Annotated in this window: 16 protein-coding genes and 3 pseudogenes; 13 read left to right on the top strand and 6 right to left on the bottom strand. The window is 34.0% G+C overall.

What is annotated here, in order from left to right; genetic code table 11:
• Positions 1-68: 68 nt before the first annotated feature.
• From OKC24_RS13145 to OKC24_RS13105, 9 genes and pseudogenes are all read left to right on the top strand, one after another.
• Positions 69-695 carry a KwaA family protein gene (locus tag OKC24_RS13145; protein WP_265465561.1) on the top strand — a complete coding sequence of 209 codons (627 nt, stop codon included), beginning with the start codon at positions 69-71 and terminating at the stop codon, positions 693-695.
• A gap of 9 nt (positions 696-704) precedes the next feature.
• A complete protein-coding gene (locus OKC24_RS13140; protein ID WP_265465559.1) occupies positions 705-1,529 on the top strand; it encodes a hypothetical protein in 825 nt (274 codons plus the stop codon).
• A gap of 157 nt (positions 1,530-1,686) precedes the next feature.
• A complete protein-coding gene (locus OKC24_RS13135) occupies positions 1,687-3,489 on the top strand; it encodes a GmrSD restriction endonuclease domain-containing protein (protein WP_265465557.1) in 1,803 nt (600 codons plus the stop codon).
• A 568-nt stretch (positions 3,490-4,057) separates the two neighbouring features.
• On the top strand, positions 4,058-4,957 hold the full coding sequence (locus OKC24_RS13130) for a helix-turn-helix transcriptional regulator (protein ID WP_180160562.1): 900 nt from the start codon (positions 4,058-4,060) through the stop codon (positions 4,955-4,957).
• 136 nt (positions 4,958-5,093) lie between these two features.
• On the top strand, positions 5,094-5,705 hold the full coding sequence (locus OKC24_RS13125; RefSeq protein ID WP_265465554.1) for a hypothetical protein: 612 nt from the start codon (positions 5,094-5,096) through the stop codon (positions 5,703-5,705).
• A 14-nt stretch (positions 5,706-5,719) separates the two neighbouring features.
• A complete protein-coding gene (locus OKC24_RS13120; protein WP_265465552.1) occupies positions 5,720-7,717 on the top strand; it encodes a GTPase in 1,998 nt (665 codons plus the stop codon).
• Positions 7,704-9,449 carry a LeoA/HP0731 family dynamin-like GTPase gene (locus OKC24_RS13115; RefSeq protein WP_265465550.1) on the top strand — a complete coding sequence of 582 codons (1,746 nt, stop codon included), beginning with the start codon at positions 7,704-7,706 and terminating at the stop codon, positions 9,447-9,449. Before OKC24_RS13120 ends, OKC24_RS13115 begins: the two co-directional genes overlap by 14 nt.
• A gap of 9 nt (positions 9,450-9,458) precedes the next feature.
• Positions 9,459-9,800: pseudogene (locus tag OKC24_RS13110) on the top strand (DUF805 domain-containing protein); the annotation flags it as partial.
• An 804-nt stretch (positions 9,801-10,604) separates the two neighbouring features.
• Positions 10,605-10,928 (top strand): annotated as a pseudogene (locus OKC24_RS13105) (FKBP-type peptidyl-prolyl cis-trans isomerase); the annotation flags it as partial.
• A gap of 264 nt (positions 10,929-11,192) precedes the next feature.
• On the opposite strand, the gene OKC24_RS13100 reads toward OKC24_RS13105, so the two are convergent.
• Positions 11,193-11,924, bottom strand: coding sequence for a Fic family protein (locus OKC24_RS13100; RefSeq protein ID WP_265465548.1), 732 nt, complete (start codon positions 11,922-11,924; stop codon positions 11,193-11,195).
• A gap of 399 nt (positions 11,925-12,323) precedes the next feature.
• Complete coding sequence (locus OKC24_RS13095) at positions 12,324-14,894, bottom strand: bifunctional diguanylate cyclase/phosphodiesterase (RefSeq protein ID WP_130144993.1); 2,571 nt, start codon at positions 14,892-14,894, stop codon at positions 12,324-12,326.
• 246 nt (positions 14,895-15,140) lie between these two features.
• Here OKC24_RS13095 and OKC24_RS13090 point away from each other — a divergent pair, with 246 nt between their 5' ends.
• Complete coding sequence (locus tag OKC24_RS13090; RefSeq protein ID WP_130144991.1) at positions 15,141-16,088, top strand: sensor domain-containing diguanylate cyclase; 948 nt, start codon at positions 15,141-15,143, stop codon at positions 16,086-16,088.
• 55 nt (positions 16,089-16,143) lie between these two features.
• On the opposite strand, the gene OKC24_RS13085 is transcribed toward OKC24_RS13090, so the two are convergent.
• Together OKC24_RS13085 and OKC24_RS13080 are read right to left on the bottom strand one after the other, a co-directional pair.
• A complete protein-coding gene (locus OKC24_RS13085) occupies positions 16,144-17,520 on the bottom strand; it encodes a heavy metal sensor histidine kinase (protein ID WP_130144989.1) in 1,377 nt (458 codons plus the stop codon).
• Positions 17,520-18,191: a heavy metal response regulator transcription factor gene (locus OKC24_RS13080; RefSeq protein ID WP_067670015.1), complete on the bottom strand. Its 672-nt coding sequence runs from the start codon at positions 18,189-18,191 to the stop codon at positions 17,520-17,522. The genes OKC24_RS13085 and OKC24_RS13080 overlap by 1 nt, the downstream gene beginning before the upstream one ends.
• A 105-nt stretch (positions 18,192-18,296) precedes the next feature.
• On the opposite strand from OKC24_RS13080, the gene OKC24_RS13075 reads away from it, so the two are divergent.
• The 3 genes from OKC24_RS13075 (at position 18,297) to OKC24_RS20060 (ending at position 19,706) form a co-directional block, all read left to right on the top strand.
• On the top strand, positions 18,297-18,785 hold the full coding sequence (locus OKC24_RS13075) for a GlcG/HbpS family heme-binding protein (RefSeq protein WP_067670080.1): 489 nt from the start codon (positions 18,297-18,299) through the stop codon (positions 18,783-18,785).
• Positions 18,786-18,795: 10 nt separating this feature from the next.
• Positions 18,796-19,197 (top strand): hydroxyisourate hydrolase, encoded by a 402-nt coding sequence (gene uraH, locus OKC24_RS13070; RefSeq protein ID WP_130144987.1) that lies wholly within the window; start codon positions 18,796-18,798, stop codon positions 19,195-19,197.
• Positions 19,198-19,331: 134 nt separating this feature from the next.
• Positions 19,332-19,706 carry a TIGR03643 family protein gene (locus tag OKC24_RS20060; protein ID WP_368859740.1) on the top strand — a complete coding sequence of 125 codons (375 nt, stop codon included), beginning with the start codon at positions 19,332-19,334 and terminating at the stop codon, positions 19,704-19,706.
• A 14-nt stretch (positions 19,707-19,720) separates the two neighbouring features.
• Here the strand turns inward: OKC24_RS20060 and OKC24_RS13055 are convergent, their stop codons facing one another.
• Together OKC24_RS13055 and OKC24_RS13050 are read right to left on the bottom strand one after the other, a co-directional pair.
• Positions 19,721-19,855: a DUF2256 domain-containing protein gene (locus tag OKC24_RS13055; protein ID WP_081408287.1), complete on the bottom strand. Its 135-nt coding sequence runs from the start codon at positions 19,853-19,855 to the stop codon at positions 19,721-19,723.
• A gap of 3 nt (positions 19,856-19,858) precedes the next feature.
• A pseudogene (locus tag OKC24_RS13050) lies at positions 19,859-20,183 on the bottom strand (cryptochrome/photolyase family protein); the annotation flags it as partial.

The following is a 20,183-nucleotide window of genomic DNA, read 5'->3' as shown; positions in this document are numbered from 1 at the left end:
TCTCTTCATGCTATGAAATGGGATGAAAATTAAGCACAATAGACTTTGATTGCAGATGGAGAATTAGCATGAAACATCTATTACATATAGTTTTGACTGCTATTTCCATCGCCTTAGCAGGCTTAATTTTTCTTATCTCTCATGAAGAGACTGTCTGGTTGAAGTGGGATTGGGTAAAGAACCTAATCGCACTTTTAATCAGCAGTGAAAATATTAAATCTACTGAAAACGTTATAACTGAATCAGTCACGTATGCGGTTTATGTGATTTATCTGATCACATTATTTGCGCTTTCTTTGTTGTCTATTAAGTTTAGTTTTAAGTATTTAGATCAGGATGTTATAGAGAGAAAAAAAGTCAAAGAATTTGAGCAGGCGAATGACTTTTATCTTCCAATTTATTTAGGTTATGCATTTGTTGCCATTAGTTTACCTACATTGAAGTCATTCCTTCTTTTCTTTGTATTGATGCTAATTGTATTAGCTAGAACCCGCTTTTTTTACTTTAATCCAATATTTTTAGTATTAGGATATAAATTTTATTTTATAAAACAGACAGATGATTCAAAAGTTTTGGTGATTTCTAAGAAAGAAATAAAAACTATTGATGAGCTTTTTGAAGATGGTAATGGTGAGATGCAAAGTTATATTGCTCTTACAAAAGTGAATGAATATACATTTTTAATTTTAGACTAAGGGGTGGTAATGAATTTTTTGTATTCACGAAATAATGCAAAGTTTCATGTCGTTTTGTCAGGGCAGAATTGTCCTGATTTTTATGCTGGTTTATTACCGACTACTGTAAACACTATTACGTATACACCTACAGCTATTGCTCAAAATGGTGATTGGTTTAAAGTGGATCTAAGCTCATTGACTGATGTAACGAATCCTATTCTAGAATTAGAGAAAAAAGTAAGTACTTCATTTCCTACCATCAGTGCTGCTCAGTATAAAGATATTAAGTATTTAATTTTTAAGCGTCAGAGTGATGATTTTTACTATATCCAAAAAGTTTTACCTAGTGCAAAAATTTATAGAAAGACTTTAAGTTTTTCAAATCAGCCTGAGGTGTTGGATAATCCTATTGTCATTTTGGCTGATTCTCCAGATGCGATTTTTGATAAAAATACGGGGCATTTGTATTTTAAAAGCTTAAGTGCCATGAATAGTATTTTTAAAGGATTAAATACCCTTTATAGAGCAGCGACAACCGCAGAAGTAAAACAATTCTTTCAATTGGGTGGTCTATTAGCTGTTGATCCTTCGTACACTGTGGATAAAGTAGGCATTCCAAATCGTAAGAATATTGCTAAAGCATTAGATACTTATAACTCTTATGATTCACAGGTAAAGCAAAATTTGCATACTTATATTCAAACACTAGGGTTGCCGACTGATGCAAATGGTAAATATACGATTAAAGATGAAGAGTCTTTAAAGAATTTTGTGTATGCCATTCAAGAGCGTTTCTATACAACACAGGCATCTACAGAAAAGCGATTAGCGCAAGCTTATGTACCAGTCTAATTTTTGCTAATGCTTAAAATTAAGGATCAATGAAGAAATCATTATTATTCAAATATTTTTTGATTAATTTAATAACGGTTATTTAAATGAAAATAATTGATTAGTATTAATTTTTATCTTTTTGATAATTTATAGTTGTTACAATTGAGGGGTATTCATGGCTAAGTATTCAGTACATCAGCATCCAATTGATACATTACTTTCATGGATTAAATCTAGCGAAATAGCAATTCCAGAAATTCAACGACCATTTGTTTGGTCGAGCAGTAAAGTCCGTGATTTGATGGATTCACTTTATAAAGGTTATCCCGTGGGTTATATCATTACATGGCGTAATCCAGATATACGTTTAAAGGATGGTACGCTATCAGCAGGTAAGAAAGTCCTTATTGATGGTCAGCAACGAATTACAGCTTTAACAGCTGCAGTTGTAGGGCAGGCTGTATTAGATAAAGATTATAAAGAAACAAATATTCGTATTGCCTATAACCCAACAGCTCAGGATGATGAGCCTCTGTTTGAAGTGTGCAATACTGCAATCGAACGTAATCCGATTTGGGTCAATAACATTGCTCCAATATTAAATGGAGATGTTTCAATATCTCAGGCACGACGTGCTTATATGGCATTAAATCCTGAAGCGAATGAAGATTTTATTGAAGATAAACTCGAAAAATTAAAAGCAATTAAGAACCGTCAGATCGGTATCATTGAGCTAGATTCATCTCTTGATATTGATACGGTGACGGAAATTTTTATTCGAATTAATCAGAAAGGCGTTGTACTAAGTAATGCTGACTTTGTTATGTCGAAGATTGCATCCGATGAGCATTTTGGTGGCAATCGACTACGTAAGATGATTGATTATTTTTGTCACTTGCTTAAAGACAATAGCTTCAATAAAACTATTCAACAAAATGACAAAGTATTTGCAAGCAGTGATGATTATAAAAAGATTAGTTGGATTGCTGGAATTAAAGATGACTTGTACCAACCAAACTATATAGATGTTTTGCGCGTGGCGTATACGTGTCAATTTAATCGTGGGAAATTTAGTGATTTAGTAGCGTTACTTTCAGGTCGAGATTTTGAAAATAGACGGAATGTTCAAAGCATTGCTGAAGAAAGTTATAAGAAGTTAAGACAAGGTTTAGAGGACTTTTTTAACCAAACCAATTACCAAAGATTTATCACGATTATTCAGTCTGCTGGTTTTATCAATAAAAAATTAATTAGTTCGCAAACCAGTTTGAATTTCGCATATGCGCTTTACTTACAATTACGTGCTTTAAAAATGCCAGAGCCTCAGATACAGAATCTTGTGAAACGTTGGTATGTGGTTTCATTACTGACTGGTCGATATTCTGGATCTTCAGAAACTGCGATTGAACGAGATAGTAAGCAAATTTTAGAAAAAGGTATAGAAGCATACTTGGCACAAATTGAGCAGGCAGATCTGGATGACGGATTCTGGGATTATAGATTAGTCAATGAACTCGATTCGTCTAGTACTGTTAACAATGCCTACCTCTGCTACTTAGCAGCTCAATGTAAGTCGAATGAGCAGTCTTTCTTATCCGATAGTTTAACTGTACGTAGTTTGATTGAGCAAAGAGGTGATGTACATCATGTATTCCCTAAAGATTATTTGGCGAAAAATGGTTTTAAAAAAAGTGAATATAATCAGGTTGCAAACTATGTTTACACTGAGCAGTCGGTGAATATTAAGCTCAGAAATGTTTCTCCAAGTGTCTATATGGCTACAGTTATTCAAGATATAAAGACGCAGAATAATGAAATAACCTCTTTGAGAAATCTAAATGATTTGGAACAGAACTTAATCAATCATTGTGTACCAGAAAACATTGGTTCATTAGACTCAGATCGATATATTGATTTTCTAACTCAACGCCGTAAGCTAATGGCACAGAAAATTAAAATGTTTTATAAGCAATTATAATGTTCAAAAAAGAGTCTGGGCTTATGCCCAGACTCTTTTTCTATATTTGGGTAAATATAGGTAATAGACGATGTACTAAGTATAGGTAGGAGAGGGTTTTACCAACTGGGTTAAACACCTACCACCTCTGACACTTAAAGAAAAAAATAAGGTTTAAATAATAATTTTTTATCCATGGTGACATCTCCTGTCATTTTTATGTCCTATCTTCACTTTATTCGATTGATTAGTCATTTTGATCAAAAGTTTAAATTTAAAAGGAACGTTGAAAGGACACTAGCATGGTGATACGCCCTGATCCATTTACCAATAAGCATAAGAAGAATGCTTTATCGCGTATTTTTAAAGCATTAATACTTGGGAAAATAAAATGGGTTGAACTAAAGAAATTCTATTTAGCAATGCTACACTTCGAACGTTATTTAGAAAGACTAAATTCTATTTAAATTGAAATTACATTAATTTTTTTGTGATTGAGTGTAATTTTTTGTTTATCTAATGTGTTATATTTTAAACATATCTAAGCTTTAAAAGTTTGGTATATGTTTTAAATAATTAGAGAAAATTTATGCAGCGTGATGATTCTACTCATGAGCGTTTAGCTGACCGATTGGCGAATATTTTAACAAAATTAAATATGGGTTATCAGTTAAGTATAAAAGAGCTTGCATCAGAGTTTGGGGTAAGTACCCGTACTATTTTGCGAGATTTTGATCGTCTGAATACTTATTTGCCATTGCTACAAGATGAAGAAACTAAAAAATATTACTTAGAATCGAATTATCTAGGGAAAATTGCACCAAAAGATATCCGTAATTTTGCTCAACTTTCGGGAATTAGTCATTTATATCCGTCATTGGATATGACTTTTTTACGCGAAATTTTAGATAGTAGAGCACATCATATCTATAGTGTTAAAGGTTACTCTTTCGAAGATGCAAGTCAGTTTAAAGAATTATTTAAAGCACTTGGAAAAGCAATTCAAGAATATAGTCAAATTAGTTTTGTATATAAAGGCGAGCCTAGACTGGTTCAACCTTATCGTTTAATTCATCATCACGGTAGTTGGTATTTGGCTGCAGTGAGAAAAAATCAATTGCGTACATATCGGTTTTCACATATTCAGCTTACACACTCTCCACATGAGTATTTAAAATTTGTTCCAGATCCGAATATTGTAAAACTTGTAGAAAATGATGAAAGCATCTGGTTTGGACAGGATAAACAGGAAATTATTTTAACTATTGATAGTCAGGTTGCTTTTTATTTTAAACAGAGATCAATACTACCTGAACAGCAAATTGTAAGAGAGTTGGGGGATGGTAGTTTACTCGTATCTTCTACGATTAATCATGATATGCAGTTGTTGCCTTTGATTCGATTCTGGATTCCTCATTTGAAGATAGTCAGCCCTGAAAGGTTGCAACACGAGATGGAAGTGGAATTGAAAGAGTATTTAAATCTATAAATTATTAGATCTCTCGCATAATTCAAAATTTGAGAAAATAAATTTTAATTTATAAGGTATTACATAAAACCCAAATGTCTAAATAACTACTTGTGCAAGAAGTCTACTCACGTAATAAATTTAACTGGAGTTAATAATGTCAAATGAAAAATTAGCCTTTCAGGGCTTATATAGTGAAGCTAAGAATAATGTTCAACAAGCATTAACCGATATTAGTTCAATTCAACTGGCAGATGAACAGGGTATGGAACATTTAAAAAATATCAAAGCTAGATTGCAAGATATTAGTGAAAAGTTTGGGGAAGATATTAAATTTTTGGAAAATAATTCTGAATGGGATAAATTTACCATTGCTTTCTTTGGTGAAACAGGGGCAGGGAAAAGCACCATTCTTGAAGCGTTAAGAATTGTTTTTAATGAAAAAGAACGGCAAGAACAAATAAAAAATGGTAAAGCAATCGCAGAAGATTTGGAAAAATCATTTGCGGAGAACTCTAATAATCTTATAAAAGCATTAGGAGAGTCTGCCAAGAAGTTTGAAAATGAAACAAGGGATCTAAAAGGACAAATTCAAGGCTTTACTGAAATAGTGACAGACTATAATAAAGAAAAAGATAATTTTATTGAAGCACAGAAAGTCTGTAATCAGACTATTGAAAAATATAAAAAAATATATTTTTTCTATGTTGCTATTGCCGTATTTGGAGCCATTTTTGGTGCTGTTCTGATGAAATTATTAGGTAATTAATAAGGAAAATAATAATGAACCAAGAACAAAAATGGTTTTATTTGGATCAACAGCATCAGCAGCATATTGTTTCTAGTAGCAAGGAATTATTAGATTTATACAATGGCCAGGTTATTAAATCGCAGAGTTATGTTTGGCGTAACGGTTTAGAAGATTGGGAAAGATTCCAAAAGTTATTACCTGAACTGCAAGCAGGTACTTTGCAGATTTCAGGAAATTTAAATAGTAATGAATATCAGACTGAAGATTATTTTCAGGATTCTGTTGATTTCGATGAAGTTGAGTCTACTCAGGCAAATGCCGTAGAAAATTTTAAGAAAAAATATAGTGAACCTTATGCGATTTCCTGGGCTTCTCAACCACATCGTGAAAATAATATTGATTTAATGCAGGATTTGATTCATGTATTAAATGAGCAAAAAAAACTAGAAGGGCTTCGTATTTACCCTAACCGTGTAGATGGACAGATTATCGGTACAGGTGAAGCAGACTTTACTAAAGACAATGTGAGCTATGAGTTTACATATAAGGATAAGACTTTCCAACTGATCGATGTGCCAGGTATTGAGGGTGATGAGAGTAAATATGAGCATTTAGTTCATAAGGCAGTTGCAAAGGCTCATTTGGTGTTTTATGTCAATGGAGCTGGGAAAAAGCCAGAAAAGAAGACGGCACAAAAGATAAAAAGCTATCTTAATGATTATGCAAAAGTTTATCCTATTCTAAATTTGCGAGGTCCAGCGACATCGTACTATGCAGATGAAGATAGTGATGAACCGTATGCAACTTTAGAACAGGCACATGGTGGTGCAAGTAAACTGTTTGATGAAACACTTGATGTATTAAAGGAAAGCATTGGTGAAGACCTGATCCAGGGTGGTCAATATATGCAAGGTTTGATGGCATTTTCTGCCCTTGCCTATAACCCAGAGAAAAAGGAAACAACTATATTTTTTGGTCGAAATCATGATTTAGGTCGAGATCAAAAGAAATTTTTACAACTGTTTAAAGATACAGAAAAAATGGCTGATTTTAGTAAGATTGGTCAGTTGCAGGAATATATTGTTTCTAAATTTGATACTTTTAAACAAGATATTGTGGAAAGTAACAAACATAAAATTTCTCGGCGTGTGGAAGAAACGATTGAGATTCTACAAACAGAACTAGAAAAACACCAAATTTTACAATCTAAAGTAAAAAAAGAGTTGGATTTTGGTTTAGCGGCTATTAATGAACTAACTAATGAGTTCGAGTATAGTTTGAAAATGGAGTTTGAGAATATATCAAGAGAGTTCTTTTCTAAAATCGCTGAGGAATCAGATAAACTAATTACCCAGAATGATTACAGAGTATTTGGAAAAACTGAAAATGAAAAGATTAATAGTGGTGTAGGAGTTTTTATTAGAAACAATGGTAATGATTTTAAAAGAAAGCTAACTAATACTGCTGATAATGAGTTAAATAAGTATAAGGATAATCTCAAGCGAGAGCTTTCCATGATGAGTAAAAATGTTGGAAAAGTTATTCATTCTATGAGGATTGCTAATAAAGCTTCTAATACTAATTTAAATGTATCTTTTGATTCCTCTTTTGATGTAAAAGGGATGATGGGAACATTAGCTAATATTGGTGGAATGGTAGCCTTGGGTGCTACTTTGGGTAGTTTTATTCCTGTGGTTGGTAATATCGTAGGTGGAATTGCTGGTGCAGTTATTGGTGCAGTAGTAGAAGTCATTAACTCTATAAGTGGTAAAGAGAAAAGAATTGCTAGGAGACAAAGTAATTATAGAGATATGTTGAGATCAAAGCAAAGCAGTGTTATTTATGATTTAAATACAGAAGTAGCATCAATGAAGTTGGGTTTACAGACAGAAATTAGAAAAACAATAAGCCCAGTAATAGAGGCAGAATATCAAAAGATGCGGGATATTGAACGTATTTTAAGCTCTGAAATCCAGACTATCTCTAGTCTCAAACAACGTATTAAGGAAAAAGAATATGGAGCAGTTTAATCAATTTACAGTATATAAAAGTGATGTCATTAAACAGCTGGATTGGTTAAAAGGTATTGTTTCCAAACTTAATGACGTTGGTATTGACTCAGTAGATGTATTACAGAAAATTGAAAATGCGATTGTCAACGTAAATGATGATACGCTAAGAATCGCATTATTAGGTGCATTTTCTGATGGTAAGACCAGTGTAATTGCAGGTTGGTTAGGTCAAGTCATGAATAATATGATTATTGACAGTAATGAATCTTCTAATGAGTTGGCAATTTATAAACCTGACAATCTACCCGAGAAATGTGAGATTGTAGATACGCCAGGATTATTTGGTGATAAAGAAAGGTTAGATGATCGGGGTAATACTATCCAATATAGTGATATTACCCGTAAATATATCTCAGAAGCTCATTTAATATTTTACGTGGTTGATGCAGTTAATCCCTTAAAGGAAAGCCATAAAGATACTGTGCAATGGGTATTGCGAGATTTGAATAAGTTATCTTCAACGATCTTTATTATTAATAAGATGGACGAGGTTGCTGACTTACGGGATGAAGATGAATTTGAAGAACGCTCGAAGATCAAAAAAGATAACTTGCTTGGAAAATTAGACCGCTTTATCCAGCTAACAGATCAGGAAAAGAAAGCTCTGAATATCGTTTGTATTGCCTCAAACCCGAATGGTCGAGGACTGGATTTTTGGCTTGAGAAAAAAGAACTTTATGGAGAGCGTTCCAGAATTAATAAGCTGAAAGCAGTAACGAATCAAATTCTAAGCTCAACTGCTAGAGATAGTCTAATTAGAAAGACTGGCTTGGATGTGGTGAGAGATGTAATTTTAGAAAACTTAACGTTGGCTGAACAACAGTATAACGGTATAGACCTATATATCAAAGATACTGCTGATAATATACAGACCATCACTTATGATTTAGAGCAAGTGGGGCGAAAGTTTAGTGCAACAAAACAGAATTTGTTGAGTGAGTTACAAGCTGCTGAAAATGATGTATTAGGATATTTGAATACATTAAGTGTAGAAACCTTGGGTTCTTTTATTGAATCACAAATAGGTGGTTCTGGTAATGATACAGGTTCTAAATTAAAACAACAGATTGAAAATATCTGTTTAAGACATTTAAGTTATACAACAGGTATTATGAAAAATGTTGGTTCAAAAATTGAACATCAATTAAGTATTTCTGAAGACTATGCAAATTCTCTTGAGAAAATGACACTTAAATTTTCCACATCAGCATTGAATAGAGTTGCTAAATTACCCACAGGTACAATTAAGGTGGGGGTGATTGCTGCAAGAGATGCGATTTCAGGTTTAACAGGTGCATCTCTAAAGTTTAAGCCTTGGGGGGCAACGAATTTAGCAGGTGGTATTGCCAAATGGGCTGGAGTAGCTGGAGTAGCCTTGAGCCTATATAGCATGTGGAATGAACACGCTCAACGACAAAAAGCAGAGCAAGAGTTTCCTGTTATTAGAGGACAACTCAAAGATTTAATTCAAGGGCATTTTAGTGCTGTCTATGAACGTCTATCTGATGATCAAACAGCACTCGTTAATTTTGCACCAGAATATATTCAATATCGAGATATTTTGGAAATGCAAAAACAAGAACTGGAAAATCTCAAGAAAAATAAACAAATCCTTGAGCAAGTGAGTAGAGACTTTAAATCTGTACAGCAGCAAGGTTTGATTCTTGACACGACTTTTAGAGAGGTTTAGGAGTAAATTATGTTGTCCACAAAATTATTTCAGCAGCAGGTTATTCCTTTATTTTTCTCACCCAAAGGTCGAATTTCAAGAGGATTGTTCTGGAAAGCTAATCTATTATTATTGTTAGTATATTTTTCTCTATTTCTTATTTTTGTTATAGCTGAACAGGCTTTGGTTATAACTAGTGAGCAACTAGGATTTGGTGGATTAATCATAATGGTTTTTTATTGGTATGTAGTATTTGTACTTACAGTAAAACGATTACATGATATTAACTGGTCTGGTTGGTTGGCAATTCCTTGTATGTTAACTGGTATTCTTTGGTTGATTGTTGGGCTTATAGTAGGTAAATCGGGTGAGAATAAACATGGAGCTAATTCAGTTGAATATGAAAGAGACAGATTATTTATCAATCAAGGAAAAAATATTCCACCACCACCACCACCATTAGATAATCCTGTTAGTAAAGTAGTTTTATGTTTGATGATGTTGTTGCCTATTCCAGGTTTGGTCGTAGCAGGTTTAACTAATAATTCTCAGATATCCACAAAAGAAACTGATATAGCAGAAAACATTTTACCATTTGTATTAGAGCCAGGTGACAGATATAAAAAAGTTGAAGCTACAGATAAAGTTGATGCTTATTATATTGTGACCAAGGCGAATGGTGTAATTGAACATTATAGTCTAGACGGTATATTGCAGTGGTCTAATGTAGAAAGTGAAATAGATTTAGAAGAAGAAAAAATAAATTTTGTTAAAAAGCTATATATAAAGGAACTTTCAGAGAATTCAGATTATGTCATAGAGGAGAATTCCTCTTTAGAGTTACGTGAACTGTTCAATCAGCGTAATGCTATCTCTGAGAGAAATCAAGGAGATATGTGTGATTGGGTTAGTCGTGTTTTAGTACCTGGTAATGGAGATATAACTTTAAGTATCAATGATATTCAAGTTTCCTTATTAAGTAATGGTCTTGTCCGTGCTCTTTTTAAAATTGAGAATGAAATTATCAAAAGAGATTTTGATATTCAATGTGTTAATGGAAAATGTAAAATTCATGATATTTATTATCCTCATAGCTATAAACAAGAGTTAAAAGAAATTGCAGAGAAAAATATCTGTACATCTTTGGAGATGAATAAAGATACAGATAAAATAGTTACGGATTCTGGATTAGGATATGAGCTAATTGTAGAAGGTTCAGGTAGGTCACCTACAGAACATTCTACTGTGGTTGTACATTACGAGGGTAAATTGATTGATGGTACGGTGTTTGATAGCTCATATCAACGTGGTGAATATATAGAATTTCCTCTTAATCAAGTTATTCCAGGGTGGACAGAAGGCCTTCAGTTAATGAAAGAAGGAGGTAAAGCTACTTTGTATATTCCACCGAATTTAGCTTATGGTAAACAAGGAGTACCAGGGACGATTCCACCAAATAGTGAATTGATTTTTGAAGTCGAGCTGATTAAAGTTAAATAATACTTCGATCTTATGTTTTAATTAATTGAAAATTATATATTTTTTATTTTGTGAACAATGTTAGGGAATATTATAACATCATAATGTTCCCTTTATTTTTACACCGCTAAAAGTACTATATAGTTTAAATCCTTCCAGTACAGCATCGGAAACTAGTTGGATAAATCAAGTCACATTCAGCACTGTTATTAAGTTTATTTTGCAGATGATTCTAGATGCGATTCTCAGCTTAGATACCACCGATCAAGATACCGCTCAAGCTGTTTATATTCCTAGAACAGTTTGATATGGTTTAAACCCTTCCAAAACAGATTCGGTAACCAATTGAATAAAAGCTTCAGTTCTGCCATAAGCCATCCATTGATCTAAAGCTTCGTAGTAGGCTAAGCGATTTTCAACAGTGATAACGCATGGCGGGTAACCAGCTTTAAGTAATTCGAGATTCATCAATAGACGTGATGTACGTCCATTGCCGTCAATGAATGGATGGATACCTACAAAATCTGCATGTACTTTAGCAGCACGTTCGATTGGATGAAGCTTATGTGCTTCTGTATTATACCAATTGATTAGCTGAGCCATTTTGTCATTTAGCAGTGTGTAGTCGGGTGCAGTAGTTGTAGCACCCGAAATTAAAACATTTTGTTGACGATAGCGACCTGCATTTTCATCATCAATATTTTTTAGAATGAGTTGGTGGATGTTTCGAATCTGCCATTCAGAGAATGGTTCTTCTTTACGAATAATATCTTCAACATAGTAAATGGCATTTCTATGGTTGATTGCCTCGAAATGTTCTCGTAATGCTTTGCCACCAACGGTAATACCTTCTAGAACAACTTTTGTTTCAAGCAAGGTAAGTGTATTGCCTTCGATCGCATTCGAGTGATATGTCCAACGGACAATAAGGTCTTCTTGTAGATTTTTTATAATTGTAGGGGAAAGAGGACGATGCTGATCTAACTTTGTCTTCAAATCGTCAATAGTTTCAAACATGACCTTATCCCTGAGTGTGTTGGAATGAATGATATATGAAAAAGAAATAGCACAAAATGTAATGATATATCATTACATTTTATTTCTGTGAAATATGTTAAAATGCGTACACAAGTTCTAATCCTAAATATGGATTTGAACAAAATTAGTTCTCGTATTCAATGCACTAAATCTAATTTGGGTACAAAATGGGTAAATAATTTTTTAAATAGTAGAAAATTTTATTAAAATTAAATGTTTAGGTTTTGAGCTAAATTGACGCCATCTCCATCTTTTAAATAAAACCGATTAAGCTGCTTCATCTTTAGATTCTGGTGTATATCGTTGTCCACTCATAAGGTTCTCTCCTATGCAAAAAGAATAGACGATATTTGTCTAGGAGAGTGGTGGCTATTCAATTTAACATTCTTCTAGTGAGTAGTATTTAAAAATTACGTTATTCAGTTCAACTGGCTTCGTGTAAAAATATCCTTGCAAGAGATCACAATTTTGATAATGAAGTATTTTTGCTTGTTCTAGTGTTTCTACTCCTTCTGCAACAACCTCAAGATTAAGCTGATGAGCTAAATAAATTATAGATTGAACTATAGATGAATCTTGAGAATTATTTGTCAAATTATCTATAAACTCACGATCTAATTTAATTTGATTAATTGGTAGTCGACGTAAATAGCTAAGACTTGAATAACCTGTTCCAAAATCATCAATTGAAACTTTTACTCCTAGCTCACGAACTGACTTTAATATCTCTATTGCTCTATCTGCACCATTAATAATCACGCCTTCTGTAATTTCGATTTTAAGAAGATTAGCTGGTAGTTTACTTTTAATCAGTACACTTTCCAAGCAACTAAGGAAATTACTGCGACCGAATTGTAGGGGAGAAATATTGACAGAGACCGAAATTGTTGTGTTATTTTTTTCATTTATATGGGCAATATCAAAGCACGCTTGTTCAAGAACCCACTGGCCAATTGCGACAATTTGACCAGTTCTTTCGGCTAATGGAATGAAAGTATCAGGAAAAATAAAGCCTTTTTGAGGATGATGCCAGCGAATCAGTGCTTCTACACTGTGAACTTTGCCTGTTCGTGGATCCACCAAAGGTTGATAGAATAATCTAAATTGTTTTTCCTTTAGTGCAGTCATAAGTTCTAATCGCAAAAAAGCATAATCTTTCTCTGGGAAAAATTTGTTTGGATCTCTTTTATATAAATACCACGTGTTTCTTCCTTGTTTTTTTGCTTCTTTCAGGGCATTCATGGATTCATATAACAGCTCTGAAGCATATCGAGTATTAGAGTTTCTTACGGCAATTCCAATGCTAGCTGTTAAATGTAGAGCTTTATTTTCAATCTGAAAGTTTTGAGAAATAAGGTCAAGTATACTTTCTGCCAAAGTAACTAATTGGTTATGATTTTTAGAATTTTTTACTAATAAAATAAACTTATCTTCAATATATCGACTCAGTAAACCATCTTTTTTTAATAAGTCCTGTAAACGTGAGCCGATATCTCTAATTATTTTATCACCGATCAAATAGCCTAGACTTTCATTCATAGATCTAAAATCATCAAGATCAATGTAAAATAATGCCAGACTAGCTGGAGATTTATTTTGTTGTTCAAATTCTTTTTCTAAAAATTTATCAAATGTTCTCTGATTTGGCAAACCAGTGATTGAGTCACGGGTATGTTGATACTTAATATAACTTCTGTTCTTTTCATCCTCAGTTATATCTTCAATATTACCTAAGAAGTGAGTACAAATATTATTTTGATCGAATACAGGTCCAAACATTAAACGACACCAAAACCAAGTTCCATTTCTACGGTACTTTTTTAATTTAACTGTTGTTTCTTTTAGTTCCCTTATTCCTGTTTTGATTTTTTCTACCTGAATTAAATCAGTTTCAGGTCCTGACAAGAAGTTATAACTTTTGCCTAAAATTTCTTCTGGGCTATATCCAGTTATAGATGTAAATGAGGGGTTAACAAAAACTATTTCTAAATTATCAGAGATGTCAGTTATGAAGATCCCATTTGGACTCGCATCTACCCCGCGCTTTAATAAGCGCAGGCTTTCTTCATTTTTTAAACGTGTAGAAATATCACGTGCGATGGCAAATACACCAGTGACTTTTTGATTTTGAATAATGGGTAAATTTGTAAGATCAAGCCAAATGAGTTTGCCAGAAGAATGATATGCAGGAATTTTATAATGTTTAGCAATACCTTTTAATGCATCTTTAAATGCTAAGTTAATAAGTTTATGATATTTAGTTGGTATAAAAGTCCAAAAATGTTTTCCTAATATCTGTTTTTCTGAGAATCCAAGAATTTTATTACAAGTAATATTTGAATTTAAAATATAACCATTAAGGTCAATTTCAATAATTAAATCAGGATGATGCGTATAAAAAGAGCTATATTTTTCATTAATAGCTAGTCTCTGTTTGTATTCATTTTCTCTTTCAATTGCTAACGCAATTAATGATACCGCTTGATTTATAAATTCAAAGTGCTCTGATCTGGGCGTCTTCTCTTCACGATAGTAGGTGCCAAAAGTTCCATATAAGATACCTTTAGCACTTATAATAGGCACAGACCAACAACTAATAATATTTTCTTCTCTAACAAACTCTAAATAATTTTTCCAATTAGGATCAAGTATCAAATTACGACTAATAATAGTTTTTCTAGAAAAAGCAGCTGTACCACAAGATCCATTCTTATCCTTAACTTTTAAAGGACTGATTGAACGACAATATTTAGAAGAAAAGTGATGTTCCCCATTTACAAGTGTTAATGTTTGCTCTGCTTCTGAATAAAGCATAATTGTAACTAACGCATCTGTAATATTTGATTCAAGCCAAGAACATATCGAGTTAAGTATAAGTTGAAGATCTGTACTTTTATCAATAGAATTTAAAACATACTCAATATTTAGCTTTCTAAGATCACTCTTCACTTTTCAGAACCTCCTTGGCTTCAATACATTTTATGCGAAATTAAATTAATTTTTTATTTAATTTAAGTATCAATAGTCTATATTGAAAAACATTGAAAAGTAAAAACAACTTTATGAAAAATATGTTTTTTTTGTGTATATTGATTTAGTTGCTTTTATATTTTTTTTAATTTTGATATAAGAATGTATGTTTAGGATCAAAAGTTTCACCGAGAGATGGCTAATATACAACCAAGGACTACTTTAATGAATAAACAAAAGTTTAAAAATTTTGAAGGTGCAGGAAGAGAAATTTTAAATTTTTTACATCAGAGGTTTGGATTTGACTTATGTATGATTACCCGGGTAGAAGGTGATGATTGGATAGTATTGCAAACAGAAGACCATGGATACCATATTAAACCAGGTCAAGTTTTCAAATGGGCTGATTCATTTTGTTGCCATATGGTTAAAGGAAATGGTCCAAAAATTGCTCCTGCCTCAGAAAAAATTGAACTATATGCAAGTGCACCAATTAATAATCAGGTAAGTATTAAATCTTATATTGGCCAACCTATAACCAATGAGGATGGTAGCTTATTTGGAACATTATGTGCTATTCATCCTAAAACAAAATCTGAAAATATAAGTCAAGATATAGCTATAATAGAATTATTAGGAGATTTACTTAGTAGAATACTTCAAGCTGAATTACGTCAATTCAAGCAAATTAATGAGTTTAAAAGTTTAAGAAAAAAAGTATTTAAAGATGATTTGACTGGTTTATACAATAGAAGAGCTTGGGAAGAATTCTTAGAAAAGGAAGAAGAGCGATGTAAACGGTATGGTCATCCAGCAGCAATTTTTTTTATTGATATAAATGATTTGAAACAAGTTAATGATAGTTTGGGGCATTCGGCTGGTGATCATTTAATACAGTGTGCTGCAAATGTGCTTGTGAATACAGTGCGCAGTAATGATATTATTGCTAGATTAGGTGGAGATGAATTTGTAATTTTAAGTATGGAAAATAACTCAGTAGGGGCTGAAATTCTTTTAAAAAGAATTCTAGATGCTTTTTGTGAGGTTGATATTAGTATAGCTATTGGTTTTTCAATGAGAGTTCCAAATAAAGGTTTACTATTTGCAGCAGAACAAGCTGATAAAAAAATGTATATGCATAAGAAAAAATTAAAGTCTAAATTAATTTTTTAATATAACGTAAATATTTAATTTACTGATGTCGTAATACATACATTTAAATTTAAGACTATTTAGGAAAACACAATTCAAAGCATATACCTTTTGCGCTATTGACTGCCTGATACATTCCCTGATGGAGCGTTAAAATGGATGCAACAATCGATAGGCCTAAACCACCCGTTTGATGAGGACTTTGTCTGCTGGAATTGCACTGATAAAAACGCTCAAAGAGATGAGGCAAATGCTCAGGGGCAACTTCCAAACCACTGGTGATTACAGATAATGTAATCATCTGCATATTATTAATGATCTTTCGGTGGCTAAGTACATAAATAGTTCGGTGATTGCCGCCGTGAACGAGCGCATTTGATATCAGATTATACAGCGCTTGTTGTAACAGTTCAGGATCTGCCGATAACTCAGTCGCTTCAAGACTTAAAACAAAATTGCAGTGTTGTTCTTCGGCTTGATACTCGAAAATACTGAATATATCTTCTATAAATGATTGAAGTTGAATCTTCTGTTTGTTTAAGCAAACTTTGTGCGCATCTGCGCGTGCTAGAAATAACATGCTGTCAATCATCCGTTTTAAACGTTGATAGTCCTCTAAGTTGGAAATCAAGAGTTCCTGATACTGTGCGGGACTACGTTCACTCATGAGTAAAATTTCGGTTTGCCCGATTAAATTATTCAAAGGTGTTCTGAATTCATGAGCAATGTCTTCGGAAAAACGATTCAGTTGGCTATATCCTAGTTCAATACGGCCAAGCATGGCGTTAATATCGGAAGCTAATTGTTCGATCTCTTGAGGAGGATGATTCAGATTAAGTCTCTGTTCAAGTTTGTGAATACTAATAGCATGAGTTTGTTTGCGTAGTGTTCTTAATGCGTTCAATCCGAAACGGCTGGCAATCGCGCAAAGTATGAAAATGGCTAGAATGCCGCTAAACACATAGATAAAAAGACGTTTTTTAAAAGGCGAGATAATCGCTAAACGTTCCGACCACTGCTTGCCTGCAATTAATAGATAGGGTTGTCGATTAATTTGAATAGTTTTCCATGCAATACGGGTGGGATAAGCATAAGCTGATAAATCACGGAATTGAATCTGAGGCTGGTGGATAAATTCAGGCAGTGGAATGCCAAGAGGATTAATATTGATCAGAGCCTGATTCCCTTTAAGCAATACAAATAGATTGTCCTGATTGCCGAGCATATTTTGATACAGCTTCGGCTGCGCGATAATCTGCTCAATATTGCGACTGTCCTGCAATAAAATTTCCAGACGTTCAATACGTTCAACCAAAGCCCGATCTTGCTGTGCAATTAGAATCTGGTTGATGCCAAGATAAGTCATCAACGCCACAGTACACAGAACCATCGCAGCACAAGTGGTAGCCAGTAGTGTTAATCGTAGTTCTAAAGAGCGAATGGGGTTAAACATTATTTGTCTGCCGAAATTTTATAGCCCAAACCGCGAACAGTATGAATTAACTTTATCTCATGTCCCTCATCAATTTTACTGCGTAAACGTCGCACAGCCACATCAATAAAATTAGTATCGGTATCAAAATTGATTTGCCAGACTTCAGATGCTATTTGCCTGCGCGTAATAATTTCATTCGGATGGCGCAGTAAGAAGTGCAAAAGATTGAATTCTTTTTTACTGAGCTCTATAGGCTGCTGGTTACGCCAGACTTTATGATGGATTAAATCCAATTTTAAATTTGCAATTTCTAATTGATTTTCCTCTACATACTGCTGACGTCTAAGTAGACTTTTAATTCGGGCCAGTAATTCAATATAAGAAAAAGGTTTGGCTAGATAATCATCGGCGCCTAGTTCCAAACCTTTGACCCGATCAATCACCTGGTCTTTTGCGGTAAGAAAAATTACTGGAATCTTAGAAAATTGTCGCAATACTTTCAGGACTGCCCAGCCATCGATATCGGGCAACATCACATCTAATATGACCAGACTATATGCATGCATTTTTAACTTTTCCAAGCCTTCTAGCCCTGAATGGACACATTGCGCCTCATAGCCAGATTCATTTAACCCTTTAACCAGATATGAGGCGATTTTCACTTCATCTTCGATAATTAGAATACACATTTTGTTCAGGCTCATTTTGAAGATGACAACTTTGTAATGTGATTGTCATGATCTAAATCATTCAGATTGTATAAGATTTTTAAAACTTAATTCAGGGCAATCATGATGAACAAACTCAAAGGGCTTATTGCAACAGTAATGCTGGTGAGTAGCAGTACTTTTGCACAATCCGTTCAATTGAATCAAGTTTATTCACTTGATTCTCAGGCAGCACAAACTCTTATTGATGCTGCTGTGATCGCATGTCAAAAAATACAGCATAACATTGCCGTAGTAGTGGTGGATCGGGGAGGAAATACCTTGATATCAAATAGGCATGAAACTGTCGGACCGCATAATTTGGGCGCAGCTGAAAAGAAAGCCTATACCGCTTTATCCACTAAAACGGCGACCATGTTGTTAAGTCAAAATGCCCATGAAAACAAGGATACAAAAAATTTAACCACCCTATCAAATTTACTTTTGTTAGGTGGCGGCGTACCTGTGCGTTATGAGAGTCAAGTGGTCGGCGCCATTGGCGTTGCCGGAGCAGGGGGCGCAAAAAATGACCATTACTGCGCTGAAACAGCTGTTAAGTCTATTTTCAATCCTTAAGGAATCCATCATGTTTAAAAAATTATTGCCACTTTCAACACTATTGTTGACCTCAATGACTTTTGCACAAACTAACCCCTTAAGTGTACATGTGTTGAATCTAGAAAATGGTCTACCTTCAGCTCAAGTCGAGGTGGTACTCGAAAAAAGTACTGGGAATAAATGGGTGAAGTTAAATCAGCAATATACTGGCCCTAATGGCCGTATTACTGGATTGTTTCCTGAAAATCAGAAGCTTGAAGCCGGTATTTATAAAGTTACCTTTAAAATCGAGGACTGGTTTAAAAAAAATAAGCAAGATACTTTCTTTCCTGAAGTTCCTGTAATTTTTAAGGTAGATGGAAGTGTCAGCCATTATCATATTCCTCTACTTCTAAGTCCTTATGGATATTCGACTTATAGAGGTAACTAAGATTTAAAAGGGCTAGTTTAACTAGCCCTGTTATTTGTGCTGAGTCCGTAAACTAGAGAAAAATCACAAAAAATTCATGATTGTATTGTTATTCTTTTAGTCAGATTAAAGTCGATAAAGCTTATTGACGCTTCATGATGATTAAAAACGAGAATGGTATGAATCAATTTTCTGAAGAAGACTTATCCAGAATTATAGAAATGGCTTGGGAAGATCGAACTCCTTTTGAAGCTATTTTATGTGAGTATGGTTTAAATGAAGCGGCGGTGATTCGCTTGATGCGGCNAATTATAGAAATGGCTTGGGAAGATCGAACTCCTTTTGAAGCTATTTTATGTGAGTATGGTTTAAATGAAGCGGCGGTGATTCGCTTGATGCGGCAAAATATGAAACCCAGTAGCTTTAAAATGTGGCGTGCACGCGTGACTGGCCGAAAAACCAAGCATTTGCAGTTGCGTTCACCTGATGTGATACGGGCCTATTGTTCACGCCAATACAAGCGTTTCTAAGTGTTTGATTTTGATTACCGTCTGGACTCACGTTTACATCGTTCAGAACAATATTGTACTTCCTCCCAGCAGCGGTGCCATTTCTTGCGCCAAGTAAAAGGGCGCAAACAGTGGATACAGATTTTTTCAGGGAGATGCTGTTTTTTCATCGTTTATAACTCATTGATCTGGCTAAGAAGTTGCTGGGCATGGCGGATAATCTGATGCCGATCTTTAAGTTTATCTAGCTGTCGATAGATCATGCCCATACGTGGATGAGTACGAAATTTCGCCTCATTCCGGATCATAAAATACCAGTACAGGCTATTGAACGGACAGCTATCTAGCTCGGTCCGAGTTTTGACATTGTAGCTACAGTACTTACAGTAATCGGACATCTTATGGATGTAATTGCCCGAGGCCGCATAGGGTTTGCTGGCCATCAAGCCGCTATCGGCATGCATCACCATACCCAGCGTGTTCGGTAGTTCTACCCAT

The sequence above is a fragment of the Acinetobacter entericus genome, assembly GCF_026168575.1.
Taxonomy (GTDB): Bacteria; Pseudomonadota; Gammaproteobacteria; order Pseudomonadales; family Moraxellaceae; genus Acinetobacter; species Acinetobacter bouvetii.
Note: the sequence above shows the minus strand (reverse complement) of the source record. Positions and strands in the feature narration are given on the sequence as shown.